The following is a 12,140-nucleotide window of genomic DNA, read 5'->3' on the forward strand; positions in this document are numbered from 1 at the left end:
GGAAATTGGAGATTTATAAAAAAGTTTTCAAAGAACCATGGCCCTATTGGGTAGGAGCAATTATTTTGGCATTACTAAATATTATTCTATTAACTACTACGGGCTCCTCATGGCGGATAACCGCAGGTTTTTTAAATTGGGGCTCATTATTTTTAGAAAAAATAGGATTTGACCCTGCCAGCTGGTACTATTTTCAGGTGTATGATCACGGTTTAAAAGATGGAGAAACTTTTTTCATGAATTATTATACAATTATTAATATAGCAATTATAATAGGTGGGCTTTTATCAGTATTATGGGCAAATGAATTTAAGTGGAAAAAAATTAAGAGCCTAAAGCAATTCCTATTTGCTTTAGGTGGCGGAATTATTATGGGGTATGGTACACGGCTAAGTTTTGGTTGCAATATAGGAGCTTACTTCTCCGCTATACCTTCCTTTTCTTTGCATGGATGGGTGTTCGCTATCTTTATGTTTGTTGGTGCTTGGATAGGTGTGAAAATACTCCTAAAATATATTATATAAGTAAAAGGTAGCCAATAATTTAGGCTACCTTTTTAACAAAATCCTCGTTTGCCAGACTTAATAAAATTGATAAAATCCTTTTCATAGCTTGTTAATAGATGACCTTTACGATAGGCCACATAGAAATCACTTTGTAAGTTAAGGTTTTCAACTTCTATTTCCCGTAAAACACTATCCTTAAGCTCTCGCTTTATAGTTAATTCAGGGACAAAAGAGATTCCCTTTCCTGAGATAATTGAGGACTTGATTGCCTCCATAGAGTTCAATTGATAGATAATGTTTAAGTTCTCTAAACCTATGTTATATTTTGATAAACATTCAGAGATTGTTCTTCTTGCGCCAGATCCAGTTTCTCTGAAGATCAGCGGCAATTTACACAATTCCTTCAATGTAATCTTGCTTCTTAACATAGGCAGAGATGTTACTAAGAGCAACTTATCAGAAGTTATTTTCTCCATTATAATATCCTTTTGTTCTACGAAGTTTTGAATAATCCCGAGGTTAATAGTCCTATCAGATAGTTTCTTTAGTACATCCTCTGTATTAGCAATATCATAATCTATATAAACTTCAGGATGAGCCTGTTTGTAAACATATATACTACAAGGAAGAGCATATTCACCGATTGCTTTACATGACCCGATAATCAGTTCTTTTTTGCTAGTTTTTAGATTCTCTAAGTCTCGCTCAATATTATGTTGCATTGAAAGCATAGTATCAGCATAATCAAAAACTACTTTCCCAGCTTCCGTAAGTTCAACACCTTTATTACTTCTAATAAGTAACATGACCTCCAATTCCTTTTCCAATGATTGTATCTGCATACTAAGACCTGGTTGAGTCAAATGTAGTTCTTTGGCTGCTTTAGAGATACTATTTAGTTTAACAGTAATATAAAAAGCCTTTAAATATTGTAGATTCATTGTGTATGCTCCTTTGAAAACAATGATATATGAAATTATCTATAAAGTTATTTCATGTTAATATTATAACATGAAATAACTTTATAGAGTCGTCATTAATTTCTATATATTGAGATTTAATTCAACCTCTGAACTTATTCCAGCCATAGAGCGACAAATAGCACAGGAGGATGATTGAATTGTATAGTATGGTTAAGTAAACCTATTGTATCTAGGGGTTATATGGGATTGAAAAAAATGGATAAGCGTGATAAAGTTGTACTATAGTTAAATTATTAGAAAAAAAAGATAATTTATTAAACAGGGGGTACTTATCATTGGAAGATAGTAGGAAGTTTGACATATCCTTTTTAGGTGAATTTAAGAACAAAGCCATTGAAAGTGAATTTATTGAATATGACATGAGGCGTTATGCAAAAGTCTTAGGTCCTATTGCACTTATCTTTGGCACAATTTATATGATGTTCCTAATTGCAGACTATTTTGCCATTGATAGTCCTTATGCTTTCACTATTATATTAGTGATAAGATCACTGTTTCTAGTTGTATCGGTAGTGGTATCTTTAGCTATAAAGAAAGTTAATAATTATATCAACCTGCCTTATATGATAACTGCATATGAAATTTTAGCTATTATCGGTTTCGTAGTGATAATCGGTTTTTATGAGTCTCACACTGTTTTATTATTTTTCAGCGTAACGGTTTTGACGTTAGCAATCTATATTATGCCTAACAGGCCTATCTATTCACAGTTTATAGTTATTTTTCTCAGTATGCCTTTTTTCATGTTCCATGCTAAAAATATAGAAGGTATTGATACAACTGTTTTTTTGAAAATAATTGCATATTATCTTATTATGATTATCTATTGTAGTATAGGGGCTTACCTGACTAATTTTTATAAAAGGAAACAGTTCCTAGACAGAAGGGAGCTTTTAAGAGTTTCTGTAACTGATCCATTGACAGGTATTTATAACAGAGCTAAATTCAATGAAGAAATTAGCCAATGGACTGACAATTGTAACAGATATGAGAATATATTCTCTCTCGTTATGCTCGATATAGATGATTTCAAAAAGATCAATGATAGGTATGGACATATTATTGGTGATAGTGTTATTCAAAATCTAGCAACAACAATTCAAAAAGTAATTCGGCATACTGATATTTTGGCTAGGTGGGGTGGGGAGGAATTTGTAATACTTCTTCCAAATACTGAGATTAATCAAGCCCTGGAAATGACGGAAAGAATCAGAATTTGTATTGAAAAAAGCAAATACCACAAAGTAGAAAATATTACTTGCAGTTTTGGATTGGTGGCCCATAGAAAAAATGAAGACTCAGAATCATTACTGTGCAGAGTGGATAAGCTTCTTTATGATGCTAAAAACTGCGGTAAAAATGTTGTTGTAAGTGAGGCTAACAAAATAGGGGAGAGAGTTCTGGAGATAGATTTTCAGATATAAAATTTTATATCATCAATGGAGGGAGGCAATAAGAAATGCATTGTATACTATAGATTGGTTAATTCACCTCTCTTTATTAGGCAGGAAAAGAGAGGTAGAAGTATATGGAATAGAGTATACTGTTAGGAGTGAAGTTATGTAATGGTACATTTAGTGTATTGTGACAACAAAGAAAAGGTAATAGAAAAAATTTTAGATGGTTCTAAAACAATGATTATCAGAGCAGCAGCAGGGAGAAAGATTCCTCATAGTAGAGTGTTTGAGGGCGAGAAACTTTACTTTATGCAAAAAGGTACAGCAAAAATCTCGGCAACTGCAACTGTGAAATCAGTTCAAAATTACGTTAAATTAGCAGAAGATGAAATAGTAAAGGTCCTTGCTGATAATCAAGAGAAATTGAGTTTATCTAAAAAGCAGCAAGAACGCTGGCATAAAAAATGTATGTGCTTGGTAGAGTTTGAGAATGTGAGTGAAATAAAGCCTATTGACTTCGAGCATCAGGGAAACATGGATGATTGGCTTATTATTGAAAAAATCGAAGATGTAGTTGTTGGCACAAGCATTCCGTATAACTATGACAAATCAAAATTTTAGGAGGTCATGTTATGGCCATGTGGAGTCCTTGGCGTGGTTGCAATAAGTATAGCGAAGGATGTAAATACTGCTATATTCATAAAGGTGATGCTAAAAGAGGAGTAGAAACAAGTACTATCGTAAAAACAGATAATTTTAATGCTCCTGTTGCAAAAAATAAAAAAGGTGAATATAAAATCAAACCGGGCCAAACCGTATACCTATGCTTTTCTACAGATTTTCTTATTGAAGAAGCTGATGAATGGAGAGAAGAATGTTGGAAAATGATAAAAGAACGCTCAGACTTGAATTTCATTTTTCTCACAAAGAGAATCGAAAGGTTTTTACACTGCATTCCAAATGACTGGAACAATGGATACGACAATGTGACTGTTGGTTGCACTGTTGAAAATCAAGACAGAGCAGACTTTAGGCTCCCTATGTTTGCTACATTTCCAATAAAGCATAGGAATATAATTTGCCAGCCACTTATTGAAGAGATAAATATTGAAAAATATCTGGACAATGTTGAACTGGTTGTAGTTGGTGGTGAATCTGATAGAAATGCAAGACCACTGAATTACAATTGGGTTTTATCTATTAGAGAGCAGTGCATAAATAAAGGAGTTAGTTTTGAGTTTAGACAATGTGGAACTCGCTTTATCAAAGATGGTAAGGAATATACACTTAATGTCAGAGAATTATGCAGTCAAGCAAGAAAGGCAAATATTGACTGTTAAAGAATTTGATGCCTTGAAAGATATTTGTTACTAGTCATAGGATTTATTAAACTCCCCTTTGAATTGGGGAGTTTTTTCTTATTATTTAATACATATTTAATAACTTAGGCTGTATCTGACGTTTAGTTCAGAAGGAAATAGTTAAATTTTGGAGAATATACGAGATATATTGAAAATGCCTTATCCATAAGAATTTATGAGGTTAGCTAAATCAACGCTAACATAAAAAGCATGTTCTTAATCGAGAAGTAAGTTTAAGGGATATCTAAAGGAGGAATAGGTAGATGAAAAAAATATTAGTATTTATTTACGATCAGATGGCTGACTTTGAAGTGACATATGCTGCTCACTTACTTGGTGCAAGTGCTGGAAAGAAAATTATAACAGTTGGATATGAAGACAAGGTTGTAAGGAGTAAATGTGGTGTAGCATATATGCCAGATCAAGTTATTAAAAATGTAGAAGTAGATGATGATGTTGAGGGATTGATTATACCTGGTGGATGGAATCATGAAGTAAGGGAAGAGCTAATTAGTTTAATTAGAGCACTAAACGAGAAACATAGACTTTTAGCAGCAATATGCGCAGGGCCTAGGTTCTTAGCTAAGGCAGGTGTTTTAGACCACAAGAAATTCACCACATCCCTTACTGAGTGGAAAGATACTCATAGAGAGTTGTTTAAAGAAGAGGATCCTTTTCCAAGAGAAAACTTCCAAATGGCAAGAGTTTTAACTGACAGAAATATAGTTACTGCACAAGGCTATGCTTTTATCGATTTTGCCATTGAAATATGTGACTGGTTATCCCTGTTTGATACAAAAGAAGAGAAGGATGACTTTGCTAAAATATTAGTGGACTATAACTTCAACAGCTAATATATAAGGACACATGCACCTAACTGATCAATACAGAAGGGGATATCCTGAAATATAGGATATCCCCTTCTTGTGATTATTTTAAAGAGGTAATGCGGATTTACAGATTATTTACTATTTTTGCAGAATGCATCAATTGAGTTAGCAACGATCTTGGCATGGTTAACAGCTTCAACTACTGTTCTAGCACCTGTAACCACATCTCCTGATGCAAAGACACCTGCCCTTGAAGTGTGTCCGGCATTATCAGTTACTAATAATCCATGTTTATTAGTTTCAAACCCTCTATTATTTGCAACTATATTATTTTTAGGAGACTGACTGACAGCTATTATCACAGAATCACATTCAAAAATATTTTCTGTACCAGTTAACTGATCTATACTAACTGATCCATTTTCATTAACAACTTTTTTAGTTTCAATATATCTAACACCTTCATCGAGTATTTCTAGTGGAGCCTTAAAGAGTTCAAACATAATGCCATCTTCTTTTGCTTCCTCAATTTCTAACTTTGTAGCTGTCATCTCTTCAAAGCCTTTTCTATAGAGGATAGTTACCTCAGCTACACCATTTCTCTTGGCAGTTCTTGCAGCGTCCATAGCTACATTACCTGCACCTATAACACAAACCTTCTTGCCTAAATCATAGACATCCGGATCTCTTAAATAATCTATAGCATAATGGACATTTCCTAAGGTTTCTCCTTTAATATTTAGGGTTTTGGGGTTCCACACGCCAGTACCAATGAATATAGCCTTATATCCATCCTCAAAAAGTTTATCTATAGTAATAACAGGGCCAATTAGTGTATTGGGCCTTATTTTAACACCCAACTGTATAAGTTTTCCAAGAATTTTATCTAAAATATCCTTTGCTAGCCTAAATTCAGGTATACCATATCTTAATACTCCACCAATTTTAGGATTATTATCAAAAAGTGTTATTTTGTAGCCCTTCATAGCCAGTAAAAAGGCAATTGTAATACCAGCTGGTCCTGAACCAACGATAGCTACTCTATGGTCTAATATTTTATTTTGCTTAAATTCTATATTATTCAAAAAATTCTTTGAAATATATTTTTCGATCTCATGGAATTCAACTGGTTGTCCTTTTATTCCTTTAATACAATTTCCCTGACATTGGCTTTCATGAGGGCATACTATTGAACAGATAAGTGAAAGTGGATTATTATTAAATAATAACTCTCCTGCTCTATCCAGTTCATTATTTTTAAATAGTTCTATTATCTCTGGTATTGGAGTATCTATAGGACATTTTTGCTGACATTTGGGGTTTTTGCACATTAAACATCTATTAGCATCTTCTTTTAGTGTATTCATTGCTTGCCTCCAAGGTATATAAATTTTAGTTCACAAATACATTCTATAGTTTTTGAATTGATTAAGCAATTTAATACAGGCTATAGTATAACGTTTATGTTTTTAACTTGAGAGATTTCACTACTAGTAGAGGATGCCCTCAAATCTTAACAAATGCAGTGATATAATCATAAGTTAAAAAGTATTAAAGGAAAAATTTTTTTATATAAAGGCTTTTTTCTTTACTTTATTGAATATATAAAGAGCTGTTGAAAATCAAAATCGAAGCTAGCTATATTAAGGGGGAGTCATCTTGTTACAAATTAAAGGGTTATATAAAATGCAAAGGAACAATAAAATCAATAATATTGATTTATCAATACATACAGGTAATATAGCAAGTATCGAATGCAGTAGAGAGATTAGTGATATGCTGATCAATTTAATTTTAGGTAAAGAAGTACCTACTAAGGGTGAGATATTTATAGATGGTCAACAGAACATTGAATTCATAAAAAAAGGTTTAAAAAATGTTGGAATTGTTTTTGCTGTAGAGGGTCTTTATGAACGGATAACGGTAGAGGAGTATTTGAAATTTTATAGTGAGTTATTAAACAGTAGTAGTAACTACAAGGATATTATGATGAAGCTTGGTTTGCTAGATATAGGTAATCTAAAAATATCTAGCTTATCATACTCGCAAAAAAGGAGATTGAGTTTTGCCAGGGAAAGGTTGAAAGAGCTTAAGCTCCTGATATTTCAAGAACCTATATTAAATATGGATAAAGATGGATCAAGAATGATACTAGAAAACATAGAAGAGTTAAGGGGAAAGGGTGTAGCTATATTAAACACTTCTGTCTCTTTTAAGGATACAATTTTACTTGGAGGGCATATCTATACTCTTGACGAAAATGGGATAGAACTTTATGAGGATAATAAAGAGGAGTTCCAAAATGTAGCAGAATCTGGAATTAAAGAAGAAATAAGTACTAGAGAGATAAAGCAGGTCGAAGAACTGGAGGCCGAAGAATTAGAGGAAACACCTATGTATAAAATTGAAAAAATTCCAGCAAAGATTGATGACAGAATATTACTTTTTAATCCTATTGAAATAGATTATATAGAAAGTGAGAAAGGTACAAGTCACTTAAACGTAAGGGGAGAGAAATTTACTTGTACACTTACTTTAAATGAACTGGAAAATCGATTAATACATCTAGGGTTTTTTAGGTGTCATAGATCCTACCTAGTAAACCTACAACGGGTGAGAGAAATGATTACATGGACAAGAAATAGTTATAGCTTAATCTTAGACGATAAAAATAAAAGCACCATCCCTTTATCTAAGGGAAGGATAGATGAACTGAGGCGCATTTTAAATATATAAACTACTCCTAGTGGAGTGGGTATATACTCCATTTGGGTATCTAATGTGAAGTTTTAACCTTAAAATACAGCCATTGAACATCTTAAATACTCCTTCTAAGGAGTATTTATAGTTTGCATATTTTCCTTATGAGATAATATCTGTAGAAAAAGAAAGTGAGGTTAATCTATGGATAATATTATTTCAGTTAGAAGTGTATCAAAAAACTTCAAGGAGAACGTAGCTATCAAGAACTTAACATTTAATGTTAAGGAGGGTGAAATTTTTGGTTTTCTAGGTCCCAGTGGAGCAGGGAAAACAACTACAATAAAACTATTGACTTCACAGTTGATACCTTCTGGTGGAGATGCTATGGTTTTTGACAAACATGCATATTTGCAGAAAAAAGAAGTTTTTAAACAGATTGGTGTGCTTACCGATAATAGTGGTATATATGAAAGACTTTCTGTTAAAGACAACTTGAGTCTATTTGCAGAGATAAATGAGGTTCCTAAAGAGAACATTGCTCATGTTTTGGATAAGGTGGGATTGTTACCTTATCAAAATAAGGAGGCAAAAAAGTTGTCTAGGGGAATGAAACAAAGGCTCATGTTAGCTAGGGCAGTACTTCATAAACCTAAGCTTTTATTCTTAGATGAGCCTACATCTGCGCTAGATCCTGGCACTACCTTGGAAATTCATAGGCTTTTGCGACAACTAAATGAAGAAGGAACAACTATTTTTTTGACCACCCACAACATGGAGGAGGCAGATAAGCTTTGTCATAGAGTGGCCTTTTTAAATGAAGGAGAAATAGTTGAGATGGGGGAGCCCCAAAAACTAAAGTTAAAGTATACTAATAACAATATAAAAGTAATACTAAAAGACGATAATCATGTGGTGATTAAAAATGACAAAGAAGGTGCTGCTAAAATTAATTATTGGATGGCTAGAGGGGATTTAGCAGCAGTTCATTCTATGGAACCAAACCTAGAAGAGATATTTCTAAGATTAACAGGGAGGGAATTATAATGGAGGGTTCAATAAGAAGAGTAAAAGCACTGTTTAAAAAGGAGATTAAGGATTTCCCTAAAAACATGAATGTATCACTAATGTGCCTTCTTCCCCTTGTGTTAATACTGCTGTTCTCTAATATCCAAGGAGATAGCCCTAATCAGGGGATGAAAGGGATAGATTTACTAAACACGGGTTTAAGTACAAATCTTGTTGTTGTATCTACATTTGCTATTTCCATGTTAATTGCAGAAGAAAAAGAAAAAAATACAATGAGGACGCTGATGTTGTCATCAGTAACTCCCGCTGAGTTTTTGGCAGGGAAGGCAATAGTTATTTTTCTATTTTCAATAGTAACTAATACAATTATTTATTTTATAGCTGAAATAGATCAACAATATTTTGGGCACTATTTTTTATGGTCGGTGATTGTAACTGGTATTATGATGCAAATAGGAGGAATCATCGGCTTAATTGCTCAAAATCAGATGTCTACAAGTGTTCTTGGTGTGCCTGTAATATTTGCCTTTATGATAATTCCTATGCTTGCACAAGCCAATGATATTTTAGAGAAAATTGCTTCTATATTACCGAATCATAACCTGAGTATATTATTGGAAAACATTTTTTCTGGTAAAGGGTACACCAACTCATCTTATAATATATTAGTCATTTTAGCATGGCTCATCCTAGCAGCCATAGCATTTATCTATACTTACAACAGAAAAAGCTTGGATAAATAAAAATTATTTTAGAAGATTATACTCAAAAAGGCACACCCTAGTGTGCCTCATCTTGTAGACAAACCTAAGATAAAGTCATTGACCCTAGATCTGTATATTAAAAAGCAGTACAATTAATTCGAGGAGATAGACTTAAGAGCTGAATAGCTAAACGGAAGAAGGGGCGAGAAACAGGACGTCAGACTGTGTGGCTAATCTCTAAAAACTCAAAGATTAGCCGTAAATTTCCTGTCTTTTGGTGCAATATGACTTAAACATATAAAAATACAATGATAAAGTGGGTCTAAGAGCTACTAATATCCTTAGTAGTTCTTTCACTCCTATAATATTTATTACTCTTTTAAAATTATAGGCTAGCAAAACTAGGGCTGTCTCTGTAGTTACAGAATCCATCCCTCTTGTTAAAAAATACCCAGCATTCATTGTCCTTTTGATGGTTCCATAAGGATGCTCAACAATCATCTGCCTTTGTAGGTATTTGTCCATATTTGCTTCTGTTCTAGCATCTATAGTATCCAAAAAATCTTGGTTAGGTGACCGATTTATTATCCTGCCTTTGGCTGCAGTGGTGCATTTGCTTTTTGATTCACAGTTTTTACAGGCATCGTAGTTTCTATATTTTATTCTTTTTGGTTCTTTTGATTTGTGGTTTATTCTGCGTAATTCATGGCCCAAAGGACAAATATATAAGTCTTTTTCAGGCACATAAGTAAATTTATCTCCGTAGAAATCTTTGTCTCCTGTGGCGTTAGAATACGACTGTTTTGGCAAATAGACTGTTGTTTCGTTTCTCTCACATTTCATAAGGTCGTCTGCTTGGTAATAGCCTTTATCTGCTGCTACTTCAAGTTTCCTTTTTCCAAATATATCTTTAGCCTTTTCTGCAAGTGAATTTAGATTACCTTGATCTGCGGGATTGTTTGTAACATCATATGCCACTATAATACTATGCTTAGAGTCTACAGCTGTTTGTATGTTATATGCTACAGTAACACCATTGTTTTTGTTGTCCATAAGCCTAGCATCTTCGTCAACTGTAGATATTTCATTACTTTCGCTATCCTGTAGTTTTTTTTCCAACTCTTCAAATTTAATTTTACGCTCCTTGAGTTTTTCAATTTTTTGCTGAATTTCTTCAGGTGTATACTTAAGTTTAGGTGAATCGTCTTTGTCACTGCTTTCTAACAAATCTAGATAGGAATTAACCTTATCTTCGATATATTGTTTGTGTCTTTGTATTTTTTTCTTTGAGAAATTATTCTTCTTTGAATTATTAGCTTGAATTTTAGTCCCATCTATTGCTATGAATTCCTCGCCTAATAGTTTGAGATCCTTACACAACTTAGTAAAATCCTTGAAAACTTGTTTTAGCTGAGTTTTATTTTCTTTCCTGAAATCAGCTATTGTTTTAAAATCAGGTTTTAGTTTTTGTAATAGCCAAACCACTTCTATATTCCTGTGAGATTCTGTTTCTAGCTTTCTAGATGATCTTATGCCATTTACATACCCATATAGATATAACTTCAATAAAACAGAGGGATGATATCCTGGTGCACCTCTGCGGTGTTCCTTTGATTTAGTGAATGCACTCATATTGACCAGTTTTACGTATTCATCAATTACCCTAACGGGATTATCCTCACCTATGTAATCTTCTATGCAGTCAGGAAACATTGTTTTTTGCTTTCTATCTGTACCTTGTATAAATGACATTTAAAATCCCCTCTCCGATATTCTATAACTTAATTATACTACAGAAAAAGGGAAAAGTACTGTATTTACAGTACTTTGTAGGCATTTTAGACATATATTATTGTTTAATTCTCACACAGTCTGACGTTTCGAGAGCTCCATTTACCATGGACGGTGAATTGGAGCGGTACCCTTCTGGAGTTTAGATAGAAGCCTTAAGTCTCGACGCAGAATTTTGTACAGCGTTTAATATGCGACATTCCTAAAAAATGACTTTGTCATCAGTCTGAGGCACACCCTAGTGTGCCTTTAATCAGTTTTGAGTATATGTTTATTATTTTATCTCGAATGTATATGCCGAAGCTAGAGCATCGTCGTAAACTCCACAAATATTTTCATGATGTTTATAATTTTTTCCAACTTTTTCTTCTATTACATTCTTCCAAAATTTGATGGCCGCTGGGTTTTTAGGATGTACTGTCATTTCCCATTTACCCTTATGTAGATTGAATACCTCTCTTGCAGCAAACTTACCGATGCCTAGTTTTCTATATTTTTTCATTACAAAAAATTCAGACATAAATAGAGTGTCTGGATCCTTAGACACATAGCAATAATCACAAACCATCACAAAGCCTGCTAGTTTATCATCAACCTTAATAAAATACGGGAAGCGTCCTTTCTCTGTCCAATAATAGTCCAGGTAAGAATATCCATATAGCCCCAAGGCATTAACATCACTATTTTCAAACTCTGAAAAATCATATTCGTACAATTCTATAAGACGAGCTAATATTGTCTTTTCTTCTTCTAGCACGGGAACAATCTTAATCTGCATCTTTTTCAATCTCCTCTCTCATTATTTTAATATTAACATGTATATTTCCTCCGCTATTTAT

12 protein-coding genes are annotated in these 12,140 nt (G+C 33.3%); 8 read left to right on the forward strand and 4 right to left on the reverse strand.

The features are described from left to right. Positions 1 to 5: 5 nt before the first annotated feature. Positions 6 to 524: a YeeE/YedE thiosulfate transporter family protein gene (locus tag HYG86_RS11630; protein WP_213165731.1), complete on the forward strand. Its 519-nt coding sequence runs from the start codon at positions 6 to 8 to the stop codon at positions 522 to 524. Positions 525 to 556: 32 nt separating this feature from the next. Here HYG86_RS11630 and HYG86_RS11635 read toward each other — a convergent pair whose 3' ends face one another. Next, positions 557 to 1,447: a LysR family transcriptional regulator gene (locus HYG86_RS11635; RefSeq protein WP_213165732.1), complete on the reverse strand. Its 891-nt coding sequence runs from the start codon at positions 1,445 to 1,447 to the stop codon at positions 557 to 559. 317 nt (positions 1,448 to 1,764) lie between these two features. Between HYG86_RS11635 and HYG86_RS11640 the strand changes: the two genes are divergently transcribed. The 4 genes from HYG86_RS11640 (at position 1,765) to HYG86_RS11655 (ending at position 5,101) form a co-directional block, all read left to right on the forward strand. Next, on the forward strand, positions 1,765 to 2,913 hold the full coding sequence (locus tag HYG86_RS11640; RefSeq protein ID WP_213165733.1) for a GGDEF domain-containing protein: 1,149 nt from the start codon (positions 1,765 to 1,767) through the stop codon (positions 2,911 to 2,913). Between the two features lie 141 nt (positions 2,914 to 3,054). Further along, on the forward strand, positions 3,055 to 3,507 hold the full coding sequence (locus tag HYG86_RS11645; RefSeq protein ID WP_213165734.1) for a hypothetical protein: 453 nt from the start codon (positions 3,055 to 3,057) through the stop codon (positions 3,505 to 3,507). A gap of 11 nt (positions 3,508 to 3,518) precedes the next feature. After that, positions 3,519 to 4,226, forward strand: a complete 708-nt coding sequence (locus tag HYG86_RS11650) for a DUF5131 family protein (protein WP_213165735.1) — start codon at positions 3,519 to 3,521, stop codon at positions 4,224 to 4,226. A 284-nt stretch (positions 4,227 to 4,510) separates the two neighbouring features. Continuing rightward, complete coding sequence (locus HYG86_RS11655) at positions 4,511 to 5,101, forward strand: DJ-1/PfpI family protein (protein WP_213165736.1); 591 nt, start codon at positions 4,511 to 4,513, stop codon at positions 5,099 to 5,101. 107 nt (positions 5,102 to 5,208) lie between these two features. On the opposite strand, the gene HYG86_RS11660 is transcribed toward HYG86_RS11655, so the two are convergent. Next, positions 5,209 to 6,444 (reverse strand): NAD(P)-dependent oxidoreductase, encoded by a 1,236-nt coding sequence (locus HYG86_RS11660; RefSeq protein ID WP_213165737.1) that lies wholly within the window; start codon positions 6,442 to 6,444, stop codon positions 5,209 to 5,211. A gap of 292 nt (positions 6,445 to 6,736) precedes the next feature. On the opposite strand from HYG86_RS11660, the gene HYG86_RS11665 reads away from it, so the two are divergent. From HYG86_RS11665 to HYG86_RS11675, 3 genes are all read left to right on the forward strand, one after another. After that, a complete protein-coding gene (locus tag HYG86_RS11665) occupies positions 6,737 to 7,813 on the forward strand; it encodes a LytTR family transcriptional regulator DNA-binding domain-containing protein (protein ID WP_213165738.1) in 1,077 nt (358 codons plus the stop codon). A gap of 168 nt (positions 7,814 to 7,981) precedes the next feature. After that, positions 7,982 to 8,824, forward strand: coding sequence for an ABC transporter ATP-binding protein (locus HYG86_RS11670; protein ID WP_213165739.1), 843 nt, complete (start codon positions 7,982 to 7,984; stop codon positions 8,822 to 8,824). Beyond that, on the forward strand, positions 8,824 to 9,549 hold the full coding sequence (locus HYG86_RS11675; RefSeq protein ID WP_213165740.1) for an ABC transporter permease: 726 nt from the start codon (positions 8,824 to 8,826) through the stop codon (positions 9,547 to 9,549). The genes HYG86_RS11670 and HYG86_RS11675 overlap by 1 nt, the downstream gene beginning before the upstream one ends. 213 nt (positions 9,550 to 9,762) lie before the next feature. Here HYG86_RS11675 and HYG86_RS11680 read toward each other — a convergent pair whose 3' ends face one another. Together HYG86_RS11680 and HYG86_RS11685 are read right to left on the reverse strand one after the other, a co-directional pair. After that, entirely contained in the window at positions 9,763 to 11,262 is a 1,500-nt protein-coding gene (locus tag HYG86_RS11680; protein WP_213165665.1) for an IS1182 family transposase, read from the reverse strand. A 313-nt stretch (positions 11,263 to 11,575) separates the two neighbouring features. Then, positions 11,576 to 12,079 carry a GNAT family N-acetyltransferase gene (locus HYG86_RS11685; RefSeq protein ID WP_213165741.1) on the reverse strand — a complete coding sequence of 168 codons (504 nt, stop codon included), beginning with the start codon at positions 12,077 to 12,079 and terminating at the stop codon, positions 11,576 to 11,578. Positions 12,080 to 12,140: the final 61 nt, after the last annotated feature.

This window comes from Alkalicella caledoniensis (assembly GCF_014467015.1).
Classification (GTDB): Bacteria; Bacillota; Proteinivoracia; order Proteinivoracales; family Proteinivoracaceae; genus Alkalicella; species Alkalicella caledoniensis.